The 21419-nt window shown below is 67.5% G+C and carries 15 protein-coding genes; 6 read left to right on the top strand and 9 right to left on the bottom strand.

The features are described 5' to 3' along the window. The first annotated feature begins 6 nt into the window (after window positions 1-6). Entirely contained in the window at window positions 7-1116 is a 1110-nt protein-coding gene (locus tag EXE51_RS09900) for a DUF373 family protein (RefSeq protein ID WP_094494399.1), read from the top strand. A gap of 51 nt (window positions 1117-1167) precedes the next feature. Here EXE51_RS09900 and EXE51_RS09895 read toward each other — a convergent pair whose 3' ends face one another. Together EXE51_RS09895 and EXE51_RS09890 are read right to left on the bottom strand one after the other, a co-directional pair. After that, entirely contained in the window at window positions 1168-1350 is a 183-nt protein-coding gene (locus EXE51_RS09895; protein WP_094580392.1) for a hypothetical protein, read from the bottom strand. A 101-nt stretch (window positions 1351-1451) separates the two neighbouring features. After that, window positions 1452-2555, bottom strand: coding sequence for a hypothetical protein (locus EXE51_RS09890; protein ID WP_137692615.1), 1104 nt, complete (start codon window positions 2553-2555; stop codon window positions 1452-1454). Window positions 2556-2811: 256 nt separating this feature from the next. Here EXE51_RS09890 and EXE51_RS09885 point away from each other — a divergent pair, with 256 nt between their 5' ends. Then, a complete protein-coding gene (locus tag EXE51_RS09885; protein WP_158413894.1) occupies window positions 2812-4620 on the top strand; it encodes a response regulator in 1809 nt (602 codons plus the stop codon). A gap of 108 nt (window positions 4621-4728) precedes the next feature. Here EXE51_RS09885 and EXE51_RS09880 read toward each other — a convergent pair whose 3' ends face one another. From EXE51_RS09880 to EXE51_RS09865, 4 genes are all read right to left on the bottom strand, one after another. Further along, on the bottom strand, window positions 4729-5790 hold the full coding sequence (locus tag EXE51_RS09880; RefSeq protein WP_089308071.1) for a phosphotransacetylase family protein: 1062 nt from the start codon (window positions 5788-5790) through the stop codon (window positions 4729-4731). Continuing rightward, window positions 5783-7945, bottom strand: a complete 2163-nt coding sequence (locus EXE51_RS09875) for an acetate--CoA ligase family protein (RefSeq protein ID WP_094520104.1) — start codon at window positions 7943-7945, stop codon at window positions 5783-5785. The genes EXE51_RS09880 and EXE51_RS09875 overlap by 8 nt, the downstream gene beginning before the upstream one ends. An 89-nt stretch (window positions 7946-8034) precedes the next feature. Next, complete coding sequence (locus EXE51_RS09870) at window positions 8035-9816, bottom strand: PAS domain-containing sensor histidine kinase (protein ID WP_094583578.1); 1782 nt, start codon at window positions 9814-9816, stop codon at window positions 8035-8037. Window positions 9817-9950: 134 nt separating this feature from the next. Further along, window positions 9951-10337 carry a helix-turn-helix domain-containing protein gene (locus tag EXE51_RS09865; RefSeq protein WP_137692613.1) on the bottom strand — a complete coding sequence of 129 codons (387 nt, stop codon included), beginning with the start codon at window positions 10335-10337 and terminating at the stop codon, window positions 9951-9953. A gap of 114 nt (window positions 10338-10451) precedes the next feature. Here EXE51_RS09865 and EXE51_RS09860 point away from each other — a divergent pair, with 114 nt between their 5' ends. The 3 genes from EXE51_RS09860 (at window position 10452) to EXE51_RS09855 (ending at window position 11901) form a co-directional block, all read left to right on the top strand. Next, window positions 10452-11087, top strand: a complete 636-nt coding sequence (locus tag EXE51_RS09860; RefSeq protein ID WP_094583579.1) for a helix-turn-helix domain-containing protein — start codon at window positions 10452-10454, stop codon at window positions 11085-11087. Window positions 11088-11161: 74 nt separating this feature from the next. Then, a complete protein-coding gene (locus EXE51_RS17755) occupies window positions 11162-11320 on the top strand; it encodes a hypothetical protein (RefSeq protein WP_007345024.1) in 159 nt (52 codons plus the stop codon). A gap of 125 nt (window positions 11321-11445) precedes the next feature. Beyond that, window positions 11446-11901, top strand: coding sequence for a pyridoxamine 5'-phosphate oxidase family protein (locus tag EXE51_RS09855; protein WP_137692612.1), 456 nt, complete (start codon window positions 11446-11448; stop codon window positions 11899-11901). 450 nt (window positions 11902-12351) lie between these two features. Here EXE51_RS09855 and EXE51_RS09850 read toward each other — a convergent pair whose 3' ends face one another. Together EXE51_RS09850 and EXE51_RS09845 are read right to left on the bottom strand one after the other, a co-directional pair. Next, the gene (locus EXE51_RS09850; RefSeq protein WP_137692611.1) at window positions 12352-15198 is read right to left on the bottom strand and encodes a BGTF surface domain-containing protein; all 2847 of its coding nucleotides are present in this window, start codon (window positions 15196-15198) and stop codon (window positions 12352-12354) included. 295 nt (window positions 15199-15493) lie between these two features. Further along, complete coding sequence (locus EXE51_RS09845; RefSeq protein WP_137692610.1) at window positions 15494-18052, bottom strand: hypothetical protein; 2559 nt, start codon at window positions 18050-18052, stop codon at window positions 15494-15496. 208 nt (window positions 18053-18260) lie between these two features. Here EXE51_RS09845 and EXE51_RS09840 point away from each other — a divergent pair, with 208 nt between their 5' ends. After that, window positions 18261-19691: a sugar transferase gene (locus tag EXE51_RS09840; protein ID WP_137692609.1), complete on the top strand. Its 1431-nt coding sequence runs from the start codon at window positions 18261-18263 to the stop codon at window positions 19689-19691. A gap of 255 nt (window positions 19692-19946) precedes the next feature. On the opposite strand, the gene EXE51_RS09835 is transcribed toward EXE51_RS09840, so the two are convergent. Beyond that, the gene (locus EXE51_RS09835) at window positions 19947-21206 is read right to left on the bottom strand and encodes an RNA-guided endonuclease TnpB family protein (RefSeq protein ID WP_137692608.1); all 1260 of its coding nucleotides are present in this window, start codon (window positions 21204-21206) and stop codon (window positions 19947-19949) included. Between the last annotated feature and the right edge of the window lie 213 nt (window positions 21207-21419).

Genomic DNA, 21419 nt, shown 5'->3' with positions numbered 1-21419 from the left:
CGTTCGATGCTGCTCGTCCTCTGCGTCGACCTCGACGACGACCTCGGCCGCAAGACGGGGATCCCCACGCCCGTCATCGGCGACGAGGACGTCACCGAGGCCGCGGTCGCGCTCGCGACCGCCGACCCCGAGGACTCCGACGTCAACGTCCTCTTCCAGGGCGTCAACGTCCACGACGAGCTGGCCGCCGACGGCGAGGCCGTCGAGGTCGCCGCCGTCACCGGCGTCGACGGTCCCGACGTGAAGGCGAACCGCGCGGTCGGCCAGGAGGTCGACCGCGTGCTCGCCGAGCTGTCGACCGGCGAGGAGGTCTCCGCGGTCGTGATCACCGACGGCGCCCAAGACGAGTCGGTTCTCCCCGTGATCCGGTCGCGGATGCCGATCGACGGGATGCGGCGCGTCGTCGTCAGACAGGCGCAGGACCTCGAGTCGCTGTACTACACGATCAAGCAGGTCCTCGCCGACCCGGAGACCCGCGGCACGATCCTCATTCCACTCGGCGTCCTGCTGTTGATCTACCCGCTCGTCGTGGTCGCGAACCTCTTCGACGTGGCGGGGGCGGCCGTGCTGGGGATCCTCTCCGGCGCGGTGGGGCTCTACTCGCTGTTCCGCGGGCTGGGGCTCGAAGACAGCGTCGACGGCGCCGCGGAGAGCGTCCGGAACGTCCTCTACACCGGCCGCGTGACCCTCGTCACCTACGTCGTCGCGCTCGCGCTGGTCGTCGTCGGCGGCGTACAGGGAGTCGAGACCGTCGACGCCGTCGGCGGGGTTCAGGGGAGCTCGCTCGCCGCCGGCACCACCCTCGCCGCGTTCGTCCACGGCTTCGTCCAGTGGCTCGGCGTCGCGGGCGTCACCTCCAGCCTCGGGCAGATCACCGACGAGTACCTCGCCGGCCGGTTCCGGTGGCGCTACCTCAACGCCCCCTTCTACGTGGTCTCCATCGCCGTCGTGCTGTTCGCGGTGTCGGGGTTCTTCCTCCCGGACGCGCCGGGCGTGACGGCGCTCGGGCTCTCGGAGCTGGCGATGGCGCTCGCGGCGGGGACGCTCATCGGCGTGTTGAGCACGCTCGCGTTCGCGGTCGCCGAGTCACAGCTCCCGTCGGCCGAACCGGTGTGACGCCGCCACGGCGGCGCCGAGGGCGAGCCGCGGCGCCCGCCGTCGGACGGGTCAGGCCGGGCCGGTCTGCCAGCCGATGAATCGGTCGAATCCGTACGTGAACCCGAGGGACAGCGCGGCGAACACGACCCAGCGAAACACGTCGAACGCGCCGGTGAACGCGAGGACGTTAAAGACGTACGAGAGCGACGCTCCGACGAATCCGGCGACGAGGAGGGTGCGGCGGTCGTCCATGGGGTCCGCTCGACGCTCCGCAGGTTAGCTCTTCTGTCGGGAAACCGCCCCGACCCGACCGTCTCTCGGTGTCGCCAGCGCGCTCGCGACGACGTGGCAGACTATCGCGGCGTCCAATCGTCGCAGGCTTCCATGTCGTCCATCAGCTCGTCGTAGCGGCCGCAGTAGGGGCGCATCCCGTCGTCGGTCCGGACGTAGTCGAACTCCGCGCAGTTGCCGCAGTAGGCGTCTCCGGGGCCCTCACGCGCGGCAGGAGAGCCGGGCGAGGGCGCGGACTCCGGCGTGGTCGGGGACTCCGGCCCGTCCGCCGGCCCCGCGTCGTCCAGCGGCGAGGTGATGTCGCTGTCGGCGCTGCCGCCGTCGCTCACGCCCGGCGACCCGGGGACGGAGCGACCGCTCGCCCCGGAGCGCCCCCCGCTACTCGTTCGTCCCGGACGGTCCGAGCGCTCGGCGCCGCTCGGCGCTCCCGCTCCGTCGCTGTTCGGCGTTCCCGCTCCGCCCGACCGGTCGGTGCCGCGCGGCGTTCCGGACGAGTTCCCTCCAGAAGGCGGGCTCGAACGCGACGGCGCGGCGCCCGCGGAGTCACTCTCGGCGTCGTCGGGGCGGTTCGTCTGCGTCTCGATCTCGCCGTCGGGGGTCCCGCCGAGGAGGCCGACGCCGCCGCGGCTCCCGAGCTGGTCGCGGGAGACCTCGACGACCTTCGTCTCGCCCTTGTGGGTCACCTCCATCGTGACGGTGCCGCCGGGGTCGTTGCGGGTCTTGAAGTTGGCGACGCCGACGAAAACGCTCCACAGCGTCGTCGCGGCGCCGAGGAAGTAGACGCCGGCGGTGGGGAGGGTGAGGTCGGTCAGCTCCGGGCGCGGGCCGCCGACCCACTGCTGGGGGTACGCGTGCGCGAACAGCGCCACGCCGAGGCACATGACGGCCGCACCGACGACGGCCGCGGCGTAGGTGTTGCGGTCGGCCGGGAGGACCGCCATCACGCCGAGCAACACGAGGGGAACGCCGACGCCGCCGAGGATTCCGCCGAGCTGCCGGGCCGCGCCGGAGCTGTAGCCCGCCGGCACCGCCACCTCCGCCGCCACGAGGATGCCCGCGACGACGAGCAGCGCGCCCGCGGCGAACGCCCCCACGCCGAGGTACAGCCGTCGCGGGTCGACCCCGGAGCGCCCCCGTCCGCCGTACGCCTCCGAGAGACTGGTCATGGGCGGGGTACGTCGTCCACCCTGAAAACAGTACGTCAGACGATCACCCGCGGAAGCGAGCGAGGGCGCGGGGCGCACATGCGGGCGACCGACGGCGGCGACCGCTCGCGGATCCGGCCCCTGTGTAGAGCGCGCGGTCGGGTGTCGAGCGTGGGTCGATACGCGACCGCCGGATAGGCGGGGTATCGGCGACTGAACGTGTGAAATGCGAGTGTTGCCACCGGATTTATCACCTCCAGACGCGATCATTCGTCAATTGGTAGCACAGATGGAGCCGATAACCGAACCGATCCGCGTCCTGTACGTCGACGACGAGCCGGAGTTCGCAGAGATGGCTGCGACCTTTCTCGAACGCGAAGACGACCGGTTCGACGTCGAGATCGTACCGAGCGGGACCGAGGGATCAGCGAGGCTCGCCGACGAGGCGTTCGACTGTGTGATATCCGATTACGAGATGCCGGGCCGGAACGGGATCGAGTTCCTCCAGGCCGTCCGCGACGATCACCCCGACCTCCCGTTCATTCTCCACACCGGCAAGGGAAGCGAGGAGGTCGCCAGCGACGCGATCTCGGCCGGCGTCACCGATTACATTCAGAAGAAGGGGAACGCCGATCAGTACGCGCTCCTCGCCAACCGGATCCTGAACGCCGTCGAGGCGCACCGATCGCGGCGTATCGCGGCGGAGCGAACGCGGCGGTTAGAGACGCTCATCGGCAACCTTCCGGGGATGGTCTACCGATGTCGGAACGAACCGGAGTGGCCGATGGAGACCGTCAGGGGCGAAGTCGAGGCCCTCACCGGGTACAGCGCCGGCGCGATCGAAGGCGACGGCGGGGTCGTCTGGGGCGACGACATCCTTCACCCGGACGACAGAGAGGAGATGTGGGCGACCGTCCAAGCGGAACTCTCCGCGGGCGACACCTTCGAGGTCACCTACCGTATCATCACCGAGGGCGGCGAGACGAAGTGGATGTGGGAGCGCGGACGGGGCGTGTACGCGGACGACGGCGAACTGGACGCCTTGGAGGGGTTCATCACCGACATCACCGAGCGGAAACAGCGTGAACAGGAACTCGCGAAGAGCGAGTCTCGGTACCGGACGCTCGCGGAGAACTTTCCGAACGGCGCCGTCTTCTACGTCGACGGCGAGTTTCGGTATGAGATCGTCTCCGGAGGTGGCTTCGACCCGCTCGACACCGCCCCCGACGACATCGTGGGTCACAGCGTCTCCGAGGTCGAACGGTTCTCCGAGGAGCTCGTTGAGACGATCGAGGCGATCCACGAGGCGACGCTGGCCGGACGGTCCGAGCGCGTCGAGGTGCCGTACGAGGATCGGGTCTTCGAGATACGCACGGCGCCGGTGCGCGAGGACGGCGACGTCGTCGCCGGGTTACACATCGCGCGGGACATCACCGAGCGGCGGGAACGCGAGGAAGAGCTACAGCGACAGAACGAGCGCTTAGAGAAGTTTGCGAAGGTCGTCAGCCACGACCTCCGGAACCCGCTGAACGTGGTCGAAGGGCGGCTCGAACTGGCCCGAGCCGAGTGCGACAGCGACCAGCTCGTCGAGGCCGAGAGTGCGCTCGAACGCGGTCAGGCGCTCGTCGACGACCTGTTGTCGTTGGCGCGCGAGGGAAAGGTCGTCACCGAGGCCGAGCCCGTTCTCCTGAAGCCGATAGTCGAGCAGTGCTGGGCGAGCGTCGAAACCGCCGACGCGACGCTGAACGTCGACGCTGACCAAGCGGTGATGGCCGACCGGAGCCGGCTGAAGCAGCTCCTCGAGAACCTGATCCGGAACGCGGTCGACCACGTCGGTCCGGAGGTGACGGTCGAGGTCGGGCGCCTCGCGGACGGGTTCTACGTCGCGGACGACGGTCCCGGAATCGTCGCAAACGACCGGGAAACAGTGTTCGAGTCGGGGTATTCGACGGTGCCGGACAACACCGGGTTCGGGCTGGCGATCGTCGACGAAATCGCGGACGCGCACGGGTGGGACGTGACCGTCACCGAGAGCGCGTCCGGCGGCGCGCGGTTCGAGATCACCGAGGTCCAGTTCGACACGTAGACCCGGCGTCGCGGGCGCCCGGGCGGGCGTCCGAGAGCCGGAGACGCGTCGTAGCGCGGAGCGTGCGTCGACGGCTGACCTAGCCCGACCGGCCCCGTCGCGCGCCGCTCAGACGAGCGCGTCGACGTCGACGTTGTCGGCGAGCAGTTCGGCCATCCGGTCGACCGTGCGAACGTCGCGGGTGCGGCCGCCGCGGACGACCTCCTCGGCGCGGTCGATGGCGGTGACCGTGTCCGTGTTCACGGCGAGGACGGGCGTGCCGGCGTCGGCGGCCTTGCCCAGCACCGCGCCGGAGGGGCGGTGCCCGCCGGTGAGGACGAGGCAGGCCACGCCGGAGGCGTCGAGCGCCGCGGTCTGGACGTCCGCGCGGTCGCCGCCGGTGATGACGGCGGCGTCGCGGGCGCGCCGGAAGTAGCGGAGCGCCTCGTCGCCGCCCATCGCGCCGACGAGGAAGCGCTCGACGAAGGCGTCGGTCGACGCGTCGGTGAGGAGCTCGGCGCCGAGCTCGTCCGCGAGCTCGCCGACCGTGACGCCCGCGAGCTCCTTCTCGTACGGGAGCGCGCCGAACACGGTGACCCCCTTCGATTCGAGGAACGGGATGCCGTCCTGATCGAGCGACTCGAAGGCGTCGTCGGACACCTTGTTGAACACGACGCCGGCGAGGCGGTCGCCGAACGCGTCGGCGGCCGCCAGCACGTCGTCTAAGTCGTTCGGCGAGCCGTACTCGGCGACGAGGACGACGTTCGCGTCGAGCAGCTCCGCCACGTCGACGTCGGTGAGGTCGACGACGCCACCGGTGGTCCAGCTGCCGCCGCCCTCGACGAACACCTGGTCGTGGTCGGCCGCGATGTCGTCGTACTCCTCGCGAATGCGGTCGCGCAGGGCCTCGGAGTCCTCGGTGCCGCGGATGGCGCCCTCGACGAACGTCGGCGAGTAGACGACGGGCTCCATCTGGTGCATCTCGGCGTCCAAGCCGAGCACCTCGCGGGCGAGCATCGGGTCTTGATCGAGCGTCTTCCCGACGTTCGACTGGAGCCGGGTCCCCTTCGGTTTCATGTAGCCGACGCTGCTGTCCTGGTCGGCGGCGAGCCGCGCTAAGGCGACGGTGATCGCTGTCTTTCCGGCGCTGTCTCCGGTCGCGGTGACGAGTGTGGTGGGTGTGTCAGTCATTGGTGGGTTCCTCCGCGTCGAGCGGCTGTTGTTCGGTCTCCGCCGGATCGAGCTCCTGCGGGTCGACGGTGAGTCTCACGTCGACGGCGGCGGCGTTCGTGCCGCCGTCGCCGTCGGGCAGTGCGACGAGGGGGTTAATATCGAGTTCGAGGATGGCCGGGAAGTCGGTGACTAGCTGCGAGAGCCGGCCGATCGTCTCGATCACGGCGTCGACGTCGACCGGGTCGCGGCCGCGGGCGCCCCGGAGCAGGGGCGCCGACTGGATCTCCTCGGTCATCTCCCGCGCTTCGGGCTCGGAGACGGGCGCGACGCGGAAGGTGGTGTCCTCCATCACCTCCACGAAGATGCCGCCCAGCCCGAACATCAGCAGCGGGCCGAACTGCGGGTCGCGGTTCATCCCGACGATGGTCTCGACGCCGTCGTCGAGGTCGACCATCTCCTGAACCTGGACGCCGAGGACGGTCGCGTCCGGCTGGTAGTTGCGGGCGCGGGTGATCAGGTCCTCGTAGGTGTCGGCCACGTCGTCGTCCGCGACGCCGACGGCGACGCCGCCGATGTCGGACTTGTGGAGGATGTCCGGCGAGACGATCTTCATCACCACGTCGCCGTCGACGCCCTCGGCGACCTCGCTGGCGCGCTCGGGCGAGTCGACGATGGCGCCGTCGGGCGTGGGGATGCCGTACGCGTCGAGCAGCTCCATCGCCTCGACGCCCAAGCGGTTGTCATCGCGGTCGCGCACCGCTCCGAGGATCTCGCGGGCGCGCTCGCGGTCGACATCGAACGACATCGGGTCGGCGTACTCGCGCGCCTTGATGTCGCGGTAGGTGGCGAGCGTCGCGAGACTGTCGATAGCGCGCGCGGGATCGAAGTAGCAGGGGATCCCCCGCGCCTGAAGCTGCTGTTTCGGCTCGCGGGTGCGGTCACCGCCCATCAGGCAGGCGGCGACGGGCGCGTCCATCTCGTCGCTCACGTCGGTGATCGCGTCCGCGAGCTCGTCGAAGTCAATCGTCGCGGTCGGCGCGGCCAACACGAGGGCGGCGCCGACGTTGTCGTCGGTGACCGTGATCTCCAACGCCTCTCGGAACCGGTCGACGTCGGCGTCGCCGATCACGTCGACCGGGTTGTGGATGTTCGCCTCGTCGGGCATCGACTCGGCGAGCGCGTCGCTCGTCTCGCTCGTGAACGACGCCATGTCGAGGTCGGCGTCGCCGACCGCGTCAGTCGCCATCACGCCGGGGCCGCCGGCGTTCGTGACGATGGCGACGCTGTCGGTGTCGGGGAGGGGCTGACTGCCCAAGATCCCCGCGGCGTCGAACAGCTCGTCGACCGACTCCGCGCGGATCACGCCCGCCTGATCGAGCCCCGCCTCGTACGCCTTGTCGGAGCCGGCGAGCGTGCCGGTGTGCGAGGAGGCGGCCTGCGCGCCGGCGCTCGTGCGCCCCGACTTCACCGCGACGATCGGGGTGTCCTGCGAGGTCTCGCGGGCGGTCTCGATGAACTCGCGGCCGTCTTCGATCCCCTCGAGGTAGCCGATGATCACGTCGGTCTCCTCGTCGTCACCCCAGTGGTCGACGAAGTCCGTCTCGTCTAAGACGGCCTTGTTACCGAGCGAGACGACATCCTTGAATCCGATCCCGTTGTCGTTGGCCCAGTCGAGGACCGCGGTGACGAACGCGCCGGACTGGCTCATGAAGGAGAGCCCGCCGGGGAGCGCGTTCTCCGGGCCGAACGTGGCGTTCATGCCCGAGGGCGTCGACATGATCCCCAGGCTGTTTGGGCCGACGAGGTTGAGGTCGTACTCGTCGGCTAGCTCCGCGAGGCGACGCTCCCTCGCCGCTCCATCCTCTCCGGTCTCCCCGAACCCGGCGGTGATCACGACGACGTTGCGGACCCCCGCCTCCCCGCACGCCTCGATGGCGTCCAACACGATCGAGGGGGGGACGACGACGACCGCGACATCGGCGTCAGCGTCGGCGACGTCGTCGACACAGGGCGTGTCGAGCACCGCGTCGTAGTTCGGGTTGACGGGGACCGTGTCGCCGTCGAAGTCGTCGAGGAGATTCGACGTGACGGCGCGGCCGACGGCCCCTTCGCGGGCGGTCGCGCCGACGACGGCGACCCGGTCCGGGTCGAACAGCTCGTTGAGCGTACCCATCAACCCGAGAGTACGCGAAGCGACGGCTTAAGATCGGTGGGACGTTCTTCGGAATCGGAGTCAACGGTGAACGATCGATCGGGTTTCGGTCAACCGTTCGTCGATCCCGGCGGTGAGTCGGGGGGACCGTCGAGATCCGCGGCAGTCTCGGACGCGGAGAGGCCGGAGTCGATCGGCTCCGAGCCGGTGGGCTCCGGATCGGCCGACTCCGCGCCGCCGGCTTCGGATTCGGGCTGGGTGGTCCCGGCGTCGGAGGGGGGCGACTCGGCGGTCTCGGCGTCAGCCGAGGTCGACTCGGCGACCTCGACATCGGACGGTGGCGAGCTGACGACCGGCGTCATCTCCCCCGCGTCCGGTCCGGCTGGCGTCGGGCGGGCGTCCGGCGCGACCGGATGGGTCCGATCCACCGTCGAGTCGCCGGGGTCACAGTCGGCGTCGGGGACGCAGATCGTCACCTCGTTGCCGTCGGCGCCGGCGTCGAACGCCAAGTCGCCGCCGGACCGATCGGCGATCCAGTAGACGAGCCACAGCCCCATCCCGCCGGTGTGTCTGAGGTCGTCCATCTTCCACCGGTCGGTGATCGGGTCCCGCTCGGCCGGGGGGATCGGCGGCGCGTTGTCGCGGACCGCGATCTTGACCCGGTCGGCGGGCGCGGTGACCTCGATCTCGACGCTCGGCGCCGCCTCGGCGTGTTCGATCGCGTTCTCGATCAGTTCGGCGATCGCGTAGTCGAGCTCGGGGTGCGTGAACGCCCGCACGTCGCCGGGGCAGGAGACCGATATCTCCGCGGTCGGACTCGACCGGTCGTCGACGGCGTCCGCCACCGCGCTCTCGACGAGCGGCGCGACCCGGAGGGGTTGCGGGTGTTCGTGGTGGCGGAGGAGGTCGATCACGCCGCGCTGTTTCTCGGCGGTCGTCAACAGGTCGTCGGCGACCCGGCGAACCGTCTCCGCGTGGTCGATCAGGTCGGCGGCGAGTTCGGCCAGGTCGAGCTCATCGGGAACGATACCACGTTCCTCGGTCGCCGTCGCGCTGACGGCGTCTTCGACGCGGTCGGCGATGCGCTCCGCGGTGCCGTCGACGATGTTCATGTCGTTGCGGATCGTGTGTCGGAGGAGGTTGTCCATCACCGTGAGCTGACGCTCGCGGCGGTACTCGTCCGTGACATCGCGGGCAAAACCGGTGACGGCGACGACCTCGCCGTCCTCCCACACGGGGCGCGAGGGCACCCTGACCCAGGTGGTCCGCCCGTCGGCCGGCCCGATCCGGTAGTCGAGGTTCGTCGGCTCGCCGTCGGAGAGCCGCTCCATCGCGTCCTCGACGGCCGGACGGTCGTCGGGGTGAACCGCGGCGAGGAACATCTGCGGGCGCCGTTCGAGCGCGTCCGGCTCGATCCCGAACACGGATTCGAGCGCGCCGTTGACGAACAACAGGTCCTCCCAGTCGGCGCTGAACATCCAGAGCACGTCCGGCGACGTCGACGCGATCGTCTCCAAGCGCCGGCGCGACTCGACCTCGAGGGTGACGTCGCGAGAGCTCAGCGCGTAGCCGTCGAGGCCGGTCTCCGACGGCGGGAACACGCGGGTGCGAAACCACACCCAGTCGCCGTCGGCGGTCGCGTAGCGGTACTCCAGCGGCGATTCCGGGGCGGTTCCGTCGGCGACGAGGGCCTCGAACGCCGTTCGAACGCGGTCGGCGTCGTCGGGGTGAATCAGGTCGAAGGCGTCGGTCCCGACGAGCGCGTCGGGGTCGAACCCGAGCAACTCGCGGGTGGCCGCGTTGAGGTACCGGAACCGGCCCTTCTCGTCGATCACCGCGACCTTGTCCTGCGCAAGGTCGACGAGGGTTTCGGGTTCCGGTGAGCGAGACATACGGAACACCTTCGAGAACTGGCGTATAAGCGTGGCCGTGTGATTATCAGGTTCGAAAACGATCGTCGACGAACCGCCGGGCGAGCGCGCCCTGATCGCACCTCCGGGAGGCCGGTCCGTCGCGCCGCGGCAGATCAGTCGGCCGAGACGCCGGGGGCGTTGAGCGCGGCGGCCAGCGGGTCGGCCCCCTCGTCGTCGACCGCGAGCGAGACGCCGTCGTCGCCGAACTCGATCGCGGCCTCGGCGGCGTCGCGGACGTACTCGGCGGCGTGGTCGCCGTCCGGGTCGAACCGAACCCCCTCGGCGAGCAGCGGCGTCTCGCTCAGCAGCTCGACCTTCCGGTAGGCGGTCGAGAGCGCGATGTCGCAGTCGTCGGCGAGTTCGCTTGTCGTCTTCGGCGTCGCCGCGGCGGCGAGGATCGCCCGACAGTCGGCGTCGGCGAGCGCCTCGAACGTCGCGTCGAGCGCCGCGTCTCCCTCGGTCGTCGTCATGGCGTCGGTCGTGCGCGGGGGGCGTTTCATACCTGTACGTTACGGCTACAGCCTCCCGAACTGTGGCCCCTCATATGCGGGGAGTTTTATACCCGACCGCGCGCCCGCCAACGTTTTTGCCCGGCGCGGGCACGGACGAACGAGATGGGATCGGGAATCCGGGCGGAGGTCTCGCTGCCGACCGCGGCGGCCTCGCCGTTCGACGGCGTCGTCGACGGAACGACGCCCGTCACGGGCGTCACGCGGTGTACGCCCGCCGACGACCGCGAGCGAGTGGTCGTGGAGTTCATCGCGGACGCGGACCTCTCGGTCGCCGAGGGAGTCGAAGTGGTCTTCGACTACGGCGGCCGAGCGGCCTACCGGTTCGAGGCGGCTGTCGACCCGGACTCGCCGTTCGCCGTCCTCGACCGCCACGAGACACCCGTCTCGGAGGCGGTGGTCCGCGACGGGCGGCTGCGCGTCACCTTCCACGCGAGCGACTTGCCGACGCTGCGGTCGGTGTTGGAGGCGTTCCGCGACGCGTGTCCGGAGATGGAGGTGAAGCGCCTGCTCCAGTCGTCGACGACGCCGACGGAGTCGGACTTGGTGACCGTCGACCGGAGCGAACTGACGGAGCGCCAGCGCGAGGTGCTCGAAGCCGCCTACGAGGCGGGGTACTTCGACCACCCGAAGGGCGCCAACGCCGGCGAGGTCGCGGAGTCGCTGGGCATCGGTCGGTCGACGTTCACCGAGCACGTCGCCGCCGCCCAGCGGAAGCTGTTCCGGTCGCTGCTTGACTAAGGATCGATTATCACATTCCGACGCCGCGAGAATCCGAGGTCCGTTTGATGGGCATGGGGAGCATACGCACGGGTATGACGGGGCGATCCACCCACACCTTCGTCTGCCCGGAGTGTCGGCGCTCGATCGAGGTGGACGACGCGATGCGGGCGACGCTGCTCGAGACGGGCTGTGTCGTCTGCGGGGCGCCGGTCACCGAGGAGGACATCGGCGAGGCGCCGACGATCAGCTGAACGGAGTCGGCCGGCGACCGCCGCAGAGCCTCCGCAGTCGTCCGCACCACCGAGACGCCTCCCCGCTGTCCCCGCGCTGCGCGCCGTCTCGTTCCCTTTATCAACTCGTGGGAAGAAGGTTCGATATGCCGACGAACAGCGAGGTCGAGATGTCGTCGACCGAGGTGGACGCACACCTGTCTCGCCACGAGACGGGCGTTCTCGCGCTCGCGCGCGACGACGCGCCGTACGCGATCCCGATCTCCTACGGGTACGACGCGGACGAGCGCGCGTTGTACCTCCGGCTGGTGTCGACGCCCGACAGCGAGAAGCGCGAGTTCCTCGCGTCGACGCCGCGGGCCCGCGTGGTCGTCTACGAGGACGAAGACGACGAATATGCCAGCGTCGTCGGCGTCGGTACTCTCGAACGCGTCGACCTCGACGAGCTCACCCCCGAGACGATCTCACAGTACGGCGAGACGCAGCGTCCACTCTTCGAGATCTGGGCCGACGACAAGCCGGACCTCGACATCGAACTCTACCGCTTCGCGCCCGAGAAGCTCACCGGGCGAACCGTCGTCGTCGAACGCGACGAGACGTAGCGAGTCAAGGCTCCGTCTGAGTCGGCTTCCTCATAGACGATTTCTAGAACGAGGAGCGTGCCGAACGTCGCGAGCAGTCCCAGCGAATTTAGTTCGGGCGATGACTAAGCGGCCCCACGTCCGGAACAGTCACGAGCATTACGCGTTCAGACCCCGTTGACAGCTTGCTTGACTGCCGATCGCTCTTGGTCACGTAGACGACATCACTCTGCCGACGCAGTCAGTCGCCACCTCAGAGTTGAAGTCACCGAGAAGGTATCGCGCCAGGACGAGGGCTTCTCACCGGTCTTACCGACCCGGTCGAGCGCGCCTGCGCACTAAGACGAGACACGCCACCGAGGCGAACACCGTCGCTAGGCGACGTGAGCGCGATAAAGAAAAACCGCGTGTGAGTCGGCCCGTGAGGGCCGATGGTTGCGAGCTACGAACTGCGACCGTTAGGCAACGACGTTAGTCGTTGCGGCGGGTCGCGAGCAGCGCAGCGGCGATGAGGGCAACGAGCGCGACGACCGCACCGAAGCCAGGCGTGCTGCCGTCAGTGGAGCCGCCGTCGTCCGTGCCGTTGTCGCTACCGGTGTCGTCGCCGCCAGTGTCGTCGCCACCAGTGTCGTCGCCACCAGTGTCGTCGCCACCAGTGTCGTCACCGCCGGTGTCGTCGCCACCAGTGTCGTCACCGCCGGTGTCGTCGCCACCAGTGTCGTCGCCACCGTCGTCGCCGGTATCAGCGGCTTCGAGGGTGAGCGTGGCGGTCTGCTCGTCGTCGTCCGTGAAGACGCCGTGCTCGTAGTCACCAGCGTCGAGGCCGGACGTGTCGATGTCCGCGAACTCGACGGTGGTGCTGTTACCGGCACCGAGAGTCACGTCCTGACTGGCGACCGCGTCACCGCCGACGCGGAACTCGACAGTCTGCGTGGCCTCCTGGCCGCCGGTGTTCTCGACCGTGGCCGAGACGGTCAGCGTGTCGCCGACCGTCGCGGTCACGTCCTGCGGGCTGAGTTCAGAGACCGCGAAGTTCGCGGGCTCCTGGGTCTGCTCGACAACGGTACCCTCAACAGACGGGTTCGTCTCGAACGCCGAGTTGCGGAGGTTGACGTCGTACGTGTCGCCGACGTTCTGCTCACTGAAGTCGAACTCAGAAGACCACGTGCCGTCAGCCGCGACGGTCACGGTGTCGGATTTTGAGAACGCCGGACGGGTGTCACCGTTGGAACGGACGCGGAGCGTCAGTTCCGTACCGGGCGCGAGATTCGTCGTGCCGGTGAGGGCCTGACCCTCAGTGTTCGTCACGTTGTACGGATCCTGATCGAATTCACCGTCAGCCGCGGTCACCGTGAAGCTGCCCGTGGACGACTGGTGAAGGTCAGAAACCGCGTCAACGTCTTCGTCGGTCTGTGAGATGCGGTTGTATTCGAGCAGGCGCGCGTCCTGAACGCGGAGGCGCGCGTCAATGCCGACATCATCGTCGCTCGCGTCGAGCGTGTCACCGTTGTCGAACTCGATCGAGTCCGTGTCGACGATGACATAGAGCGTGTCAGCCTCGTCGTCAACCACGACATCGACCGTGGAGTTGCCGATGTTGACCGTACGGAGATCCGAGTTCGGACCGGCGCTCTCACGCGTTTCGCGGAGACGCAGGTCGAGACTCGAATTGTCGCCGGTAACTCCAGCCTCGGTGTTACTGTCGAGGACGTCGTTCCCCAGTGCGCTGACCAGCTGATTGGTCGAGCTGTCCGAGTCGGTTGCCTCGAGGAGACCGGTCAGACCGGACGCCTCAATCTGGTGGACGACGCGGTCGCCCTCAGCGATGGTGCCGGCCTGCGTGACGTTCTGACCAACACGGTTGTTGAGCGCGTCCACGGGGTCGTCAGCGCTAACGATGTCGCCAGCGACGTTGTCAGAGACGGTCCACGTGTTGATCGTTTCAGCCGTCGACCGCTCTTCGAGGAAGAGCGTACCGACGTTGTCCGGCGAGTTCAGCGTCTCCGCGGCGTCGTCGGACGCCGTGGAGACGGCAAGCTCGTAGTCACCAGCGTCGAGCATGTTGATGCCCGTCGTCTGGTCGTCGACCTCATCGAAGTCGATGTTCGCGTCTTCGTCACGGTCCTCCTCATCGAGCCAGACGATGTCGTCTGCGGCCGCCGTGGTGTTACCCGCGGCGTAGCTGTTGAAGTAGATCGTGATCTCGTCTTGGTCGCCGAAGTCGGTAATCGAGACGTTAGCCTGGTAGCCAACGTCGTCCTCGTTACCGATGACGAGCGTCCCACTAGAGGCGGCTTCAGTGGCACTCACAGTGATTGGGACGATGTCTCCCTGCTGTTCCGTGATTGACGAGGGATCGATATCGAGTTCGCCGTCGCCAACATCGTTAACCGTGATGGTGGCCGCGTCGGACGCTTCCGTGTCAGTGACGTTGAACTCGAACTGGTAATCGCCCGCGTCGATGTCCGAGAAGTTCGTCGCAATTTCGCTCTCCGAAACGCCCGTAAGCGTGAATTCCTCGTCCGCGTCGGACGTTTCCGTGTTGTAATTCTCGAAGATCTGCGCGAGTTCCTCGTCATCGTACGCGAAGTCGTCCGACGTGACAGTCACGTTGAAGCCAGCGCGGTTGGAGTCAAGGTCGAGATCAACCTCTGTGCCACCGGCGTTGTCGACAGAGTCGTCAACGAACTCGGTGCTCAGAGACTGAACCCGAACTTCGAAGGTGTCTTCATTATCCGGCTGGCTCGGGAGGTCAGTGCCACCAACATCGTCAACGAAGTAGTCACCGGCATCGAGACTACCGGTATCGATGGTGATAGTATTAGTGGAGTCGTTAACCGAGAGCTCGGTCTCGAACTCACTGTCGGAGACGGCACCACTGCTGGTGTCAGTTACGCGACGGAGCTCGTATTCGTTGGCGGAGTCAAGCGTGTCATTAGTAAACGTTACGTCCTGGCCCTGGTACGGGTTGGCTGGGCTATAGCCTTCATGATTGCTCGCAGCTGCGGGAGCAGCCGCAAAGCCAACCGCGACCATGGAAATAACCATGACCGCCGCAAAGAAGACCGCGTTAGCCTTCTTGCGTGTGGTATTGTCGTTTGTCATTGTGTGTTGTAGTGTTCTGCGTCGCGACAGTCTGCTTTGTCCTCGCCTGCGTCGCCCGTTCGTCGTCAGCCAACATCTCGACGTGATACGGCCGGACTCGACGCGGATTACTCGCGGTCGTGTCGCATTGTGGGGTAGGGGCTGCGACCGATTGTTAAAGCGGTCAGTATAAGTACTTTGTGTCGATCGTCGTCGTGTGTGAATGCTTCTCACAGGCGTTTCAGGCGCTGAGGCGGTCGTTTTCTATTCCGTGGCGTTCGCGGCGGGTGCTGGCAGGTATATGAATCGGAGAGTATGAATTCGGGATTCCGTCGCGGTCGCGCCGACCGAAAGGGGTACAAGCCGAGATCGCCTTTGTCCGACCGGGCCCCACGGGCCCACGCGACCGGGCAGTCACGCCGGCGGTAGGGGACGCCCGGTCGTCTGGGCCCGTTCGGCTCCGTTGTACACCGTGAGAGTCCGGTATCGGTCTCGATCCGATAGCGGAGTCGACGGCGAATCGAGTCACCTACGCCGCCGGGACCGTCGTGCGATTGCCCGCGACCACGTCGTCGTCCGTCACCGTGACCGTGGTGTTTCCAACCCGGTACTCGCCCGGATGCGCGACGCGGATCGTCGCGGTGCCGTTGGCAATCGTCGTGGTGCGCACGTACTCGTGCGTGGTACCCTCCGCCGCAGCCCCGACCGTCACGCTCGTCGTCGCGGATACCGTTCCGTCGGTCGCGCCGACAGCGGCGGGGTCGGTGACGCGGATCGTCGCGCCTGGGACGACCGCAAACGTCCGCACGCCGTCGTCGCTCGCGAGCAGTTGATACCGGCCGGTCGCGGCGGTGTCGTTGACGCCGAGGCCGAGCCCCTCGTGGAGCGCGGCGTACGTGGTGTTTGTCGCGGGCGCGCCCTCGCGATCGGTGACGACGACGTACCCGACCCGGCCCTGGAACCGGTCGTACCAGTCGTCGGGGTTCGCGGACGCGAGGAACTGATCGTGGTTCGACCGCGCGTAGCCGTAGCTCTGTGACTCGCCGCTCACGAAGTAGTTGTACATCCGGTTATCGTCCCACCGGCTCAACACGAAGTTCCGCGGGTACTCGCGGTCGAGCTCCCCGGCGTGGGCATCGACCGTGAGCGCCGCCTCGAACTGCGCGCGGTCGTGCGTCGTCTGGCCGACCAGCGAGGGGACGAGGAGGAGATTGAACAGGAGCACGAGCGCGACCGTCGCCGCGAGGTAGCCGCGCAGGCGAGTCCCCGCCGGCAGCGCGAGCGACGTGATCGCTCGCTCGTCGCTCGGGCCGCCGTCCGGTCGCGAGCGGGTTGGCCGGTCGCGACTCGGTCGACCGCGGCCCGACGGGGCGTCGGCTTCCTCGCCCCGACCGAGGGCCGCCACGGGACGCGCGATGTCGATCGCCGACAGCAGGTAAACGAGGCCGATCCCCGCGAACGGCGCGATGACGATCGCCAGCTGTCCGGCGAAGCGCACCTGAATCGTCGCGAGCAGCGTGTAGTACCACGCGAAGCAGACGAGAACGAGCCAGCCGGGCTCGTCGCGGCGCGCGACCGCCCACGTCGCGACCGCGAGGACCGCGATCGCGAAGTAGAAGCCGAGCCCGAGCTGGAGCAGCGGTCCGAACACCACCGCGAAGTCCGGCGAGAACAGCGATGCCGTCTCGGAGATCCCCTCGCGGAAGAACAGGTCGTCGGCGCGCGTCTGAAGGCGGTCGATGTCGTCTGGACGCAGGCGCGCGTAGGCAACGAGCCCGCCGACCGCGACGACCGCCTCGGCCGCGACGAGCGCGAGCGGCGGCAGCGAGACGCGGCGCCACAGCTCGCCCAGCCCGACGACGACGAGCGCGCCGCCCGCGACGAGGGCGGGCGTGACCGCGGCGATCGACTCGTGCCAGCCCAGCGCGAGGTGCGCGGCGAGCGCGAGCCCGGCACCGACGGCGAGCCCGCCGAGCAGCGGCGCATTGGCGAAGGTCGGCGAGCGGTCGTGCCGCACGTCGAGCGCGACGCGGAACCCGACGACGGCCGCGACCGGGACGAACGTGAGCGGCGACCCGCCCCACGCGTGCGCGGACGCGACCACGGCGACGGCGAGCGCGAGCGCGATGGCCCACATTCTCGCGTCGCGTGCGTGTGCCCGTGCGGCGGTCCGGGCGTCGGTCGAGGTCGTCCGCCGCGCGATGTCGGTCCCGAGCGCGGTCAGCGTCGCGACGAGCAGCCCGAGCCACAGGTACTGGTGCGCTTGGTGGTCGAGGAAGCCGACCGAGGTGTACACGACGTTGACGGGCGCGAGCCCGTAGAACAGCACCGCGGCGAGGGCGACGCGGACGTCGCCGGTGAGCAGGCGCGCGGTCCGGTAGACGAGGTACCCCAGACAGACGGACGCGACGACCGGGAGCCACGCGGCGACCGCGGGCGCGGCGTCGGCGCCGCCGAGCAGCGCCGTCACCCACCAGTTCGTTGCGTGGGCGAGCGGGCGCGTGCTCGCGGCCCCGCCCATGTCCGCGAACAGCCCCAGATCGAGGGCACCGTCGGCGCGGGCGACGAGCCGCTCCTGCCAGTAACGGAAGAAGTACGTGTCGTTACTCGGGGAGACGACGAACCCTTCGCGGAACACAGCGGGCGCGGCGACGAGGCGCGCGCCGGCGACCGCGAGCAGCGCTCCGACGAGGCCGAGGAGCGTGAGACCGTCGAGGTCGACGGTTGTTGAGAACCGTGAGGGCGCCGCGTCGTGGGCGCTCTCACCGGTGGAAGCAGCCGAGCCGGCGTCGGTCGAGGCGGTCGCGGTCGAGCCGGCGTCAGTCGCGTCGCCCGCGTCGGCCGGCCCCGCATCGATCGCGGCGCGGATCGCGTCCGGGTTCCGGAGTCGGTACCCGTCGTCGACCTCGCGGGCGAGGTCGCGGGCGACCAGCTCGCCGAACCGGCCGGAGTCGAGGTCGATGTCGTCGAACGTCCACGGCTCGTCGCGGGCGTCGCGCTCGACGAGGGCCGCGAGGGCGTCCTCGACCTCGGGGTGGTCGGCGAGGAACTCGCGCGCGGCCGCGGTCGTCTCCTCAGGCGAGGGCATTGCCTGTCACCTGTCGCGGGCACCGATTAGCGGTTTCGGTCGCGGTCGGGGTCTCGGACCGGACGAGGCCGTCAGGGAGAGCCCCCGAGTGCGAATCCGCGGCAGTGTCGCGAGCTCGAATCGACGACGCCGCGGCGAACGAGACGGCCAGGCCGCGCCGCCGCCGGAAACATAGTGTTTAACTTGATATGTTTGCCAATATGCGGTAATGGATACGGGATGGCGGTACCGCCTCGCGAGCGTGGGGGGCGTCGCCGCCCTCGTCGGGCTGGCCGTGATGCTCGCCAACAACGGGACCGTCCAGGCGGCCGCGTCGGCGGTCCCCGTCCTCGGTCGGCTGCCGGTCGACCCGCCGGCGGGCGCGGAGTTCGTCATCGAGGTCGCGCTGACCGCGGCGGTGGTGGCGGGCGCGTTCGTCCCGCTGTACAAGCCGCGGCCGCGACGGATCCTCGACATCGTGGCGCTCGCGCACAAACGCACTTTCGTGGCCGTGTTCGCGCTGGCGACAATCGGCTACTTCGATTACACCTACAAGGTGCCGCGGCTGACGCTGGTGTTGATCACCCCGCTGCTACTGCTCGTCCTTCCGGCGTGGTTCGTCTGGCTGCGCCGCCCCGAGGCGCGCAGCGAGCGGGCGATCGTCGTCGGGGATGACCCGACCCAGATCGCGACAATCGCGAGGGGAGCGGACCTCCCGCTGCTCGGGTACCTCTGTCCGACGGTGGTCCACTCGCTGCGGGGTTCGGAATCCGGTCGAGACGACCGGGAGATCGAGACGCCCGGCGCCGCCCACGCTGTCGACGGCGGCCGGCAGTCGATCGGACTCTCGCGGCTCGGCGGGCTCTCTCGGCTCGAAGATATCCTCGTCGAGCGAGATGTCGACACGGTCGTGCTCGCGTTCGACGAGCCGGACCGCGCGGAATTCTTCGGCGCACTCGATGCCTGCTATGAGCACGGTGTGGCAGCGAAGGTCCACCCGGCGCACGCGGACACAGTATTGACGGACGCACCGGACCCGAACGCGGCGCTCGTCGACGTCGAGATTGAGCCGTGGGACATCCAGGACTACCTGTTCAAGCGCGGCTTCGACATCGCCTTCTCGCTGACCGGGCTCCTCATGCTGGCGCCCGTCATCGCGGCCATCGCGGCCGCGATCAAGTTTGAAGACCGCGGCCCGGTGTTGTACCGTCAGGAACGCACGGCCGTGTTCGGAGAGACGTTCCCGATATTCAAGTTCCGCTCGATGACGCCCGAGGGCGAGTCGGCGACGCCGATCGATGACGAGGAGAACGACCGCATCACGAGGGTGGGGAGAATCCTTCGGAAAACACACCTTGACGAGATTCCGCAGCTGTGGTCGATCCTCCGGGGCGACATGAGCGTCGTCGGGCCGCGCGCGGTGTGGACCGAAGAGGAACACCTCCTAGAGGACGAGGCCGAGACGTGGCGGAAGCGGTGGTTCGTCAAGCCCGGGCTGACCGGACTCGCGCAGATTAACGAGGCGAGCAGCGTCGACCCCCGAGCGAAGCTCCGATATGACCTCCAGTACGTGCGCGAGCAGTCGTTCGCGTACGACCTGAAGATCGTGGCCCGGCAGTTGTGGAAGGTCGCCGCGGACGTGGTGTCGACGCTGTGGTGAAGGCGTTCGATTCGCCATTCAGGGGGGTGCGCGCAGCCCCGGAGCACTTCCAGATAGAGGAGCCCGACACGTTAGATATGCTCGTGGGTACTCAATTACGAGTCCCGTTGATCCGCACAAATAGAGATCGTTATAGTTCAGTCTAGCTCTTCGGCGATAAAAACCGAAATGGTCACCTCTTCAGAGATTGCGACCCCGGTACTGCTATCGAATCCAACAGAGCACAACCATAGGGCCGTTGTGAACTACCCTACCCTACTCGCTCACGGCTGACGCCGCTCGCTCCTTGAGGGTAGGGCTTCCTGCTTCTACGACGCGCTTTGCAGACACCGAATGGGTGTCCGCAGGGAGCGCAGTCTCCACAGGCGTATCTTCGGGCCATCCCAGCCCTAATTCAGCAAAGCCTCTCTGCAAGACGTTCATCGCCGCATTCGCGTCACGGTTACATTCAAACCCACACGAGGGACACGAATGCTCTCTAACCCAGATAGGTTTCGCTGTCTCCACGCCACACGACGCACACTCTTTCGTCGTGCCCCGCGCTTCGACTTGAACCACGTGCGTCCCGTACAGCTCGGCTTTATATTCGAGCAGAGTGATGAACTGTCGCCACGCCGCATCCTGCTTGTTCTGGGCGTTGTACGACTGTTCCAGCATCCCCTTCACATCCAAGTTCTCGACGAACACCGCGTCGTACTCGCGGACGAGCCACGTCGTGAGTTTGTGCTGGTAGTCCAGCACCTTCCGCCGGATGTGACGCTTGATCTTCGCAACCTTCAGTCGTTGTTTCTCGTAGTTGTTTGACCCTTCCTCTTTGCGAGAGAGTTTGCGTTGCTTGCGACGGAGTTGTTCGTACTCGTCTCCGAGATCGAGCCAATCTACAGTTTTCCCGTCCGAGGTGTGGATGTAGTTACGGATACCGAGATCGATTCCAACGCTGTTGTTCGTGTTGAGTACATCTACGCTGGGTTTCTCGGGTAGATCGGCCTCATCGGTTTCGAGACCGAAAGAGACGAACCACTCACCGGTTGTCTCTTTTTTAATCGTGACTTCTTTGATCTCCGCTGTATCTGGGAGTTCGCGGTGGTAGCGGATCGGGATGTCACCGATTTTGGAGAGCCAGAGTGTCGCGTTGCGGCCACTCGTGTTTTTGAGTTCGAAACCGGACTGCGAATACGTCATACTCTGAAACTCCGCTGGCGATTTCCACTTGAGCATCCCGACCTTCTGACCATTCCGTTTCTTCTCAGAGAGATTCGAGAGGTTCTGATAGAACCGCGTGACGGTTCGCTGGAGTGCTTTCGAGTGAACCTCTGTGAACACGGAAAACTCGTCTTTCCAGTCGGTGAGACGGTCGTGATGCTTGTACGCCGACCCAACGTTGTCGGCGTCGTTGTGATTCGTGTACTCGTACCGCGTGAAGTTGTACGCTTGGCGATGAACGTCGATGTGCTGTTCGACAGTCTCCGCCACCTTTTGTGTCGGATAGGCGTGGTAGCGGTGACTGTATTCCATCGCTGTCCCTCAGTTTGGGATATGTTTATTTAATGGTTGTACTGCGTGCGGCGATTCATCCCCTCCCTACTCGCTCCCGATAGTCGCTCCTTGAGGAAGGGGCATTCTCGCCTCAATTCTGGTAACCAGCGCAGTGATGCGCGAAGAGTCGGGCCCTTCGTGCGGAGCGTCTCCCAAACAGTTCGAAGGGTCCGAGGTAGAGTGTCGCTAGGA

This window comes from Halorubrum sp. CGM5_25_10-8B (assembly GCF_005435095.1).
Lineage (GTDB): Archaea > Halobacteriota > Halobacteria > Halobacteriales > Haloferacaceae > Halorubrum > Halorubrum ezzemoulense.
The sequence above is the reverse complement of the archived record's forward strand: the minus strand, read 5'-3'. Positions and strand labels throughout refer to the sequence as shown.

Coding starts and splice junctions, on each gene's coding strand:
- EXE51_RS09900 (WP_094494399.1), top strand. CDS start 7: ATGCTGCTCGTCCTCTGCGTCGACCTCGACGACGACCTCGGCCGCAAG.
- EXE51_RS09895 (WP_094580392.1), bottom strand. CDS start 1,350: ATGGACGACCGCCGCACCCTCCTCGTCGCCGGATTCGTCGGAGCGTCG.
- EXE51_RS09890 (WP_137692615.1), bottom strand. CDS start 2,555: ATGACCAGTCTCTCGGAGGCGTACGGCGGACGGGGGCGCTCCGGGGTC.
- EXE51_RS09880 (WP_089308071.1), bottom strand. CDS start 5,790: ATGACTGACACACCCACCACACTCGTCACCGCGACCGGAGACAGCGCC.
- EXE51_RS09875 (WP_094520104.1), bottom strand. CDS start 7,945: ATGGGTACGCTCAACGAGCTGTTCGACCCGGACCGGGTCGCCGTCGTC.
- EXE51_RS09870 (WP_094583578.1), bottom strand. CDS start 9,816: ATGTCTCGCTCACCGGAACCCGAAACCCTCGTCGACCTTGCGCAGGAC.
- EXE51_RS09865 (WP_137692613.1), bottom strand. CDS start 10,337: ATGAAACGCCCCCCGCGCACGACCGACGCCATGACGACGACCGAGGGA.
- EXE51_RS09860 (WP_094583579.1), top strand. CDS start 10,452: ATGGGATCGGGAATCCGGGCGGAGGTCTCGCTGCCGACCGCGGCGGCC.
- EXE51_RS17755 (WP_007345024.1), top strand. CDS start 11,162: ATGACGGGGCGATCCACCCACACCTTCGTCTGCCCGGAGTGTCGGCGC.
- EXE51_RS09855 (WP_137692612.1), top strand. CDS start 11,446: ATGCCGACGAACAGCGAGGTCGAGATGTCGTCGACCGAGGTGGACGCA.
- EXE51_RS09845 (WP_137692610.1), bottom strand. CDS start 18,052: ATGCCCTCGCCTGAGGAGACGACCGCGGCCGCGCGCGAGTTCCTCGCC.
- EXE51_RS09840 (WP_137692609.1), top strand. CDS start 18,261: ATGGATACGGGATGGCGGTACCGCCTCGCGAGCGTGGGGGGCGTCGCC.
- EXE51_RS09835 (WP_137692608.1), bottom strand. CDS start 21,206: ATGGAATACAGTCACCGCTACCACGCCTATCCGACACAAAAGGTGGCG.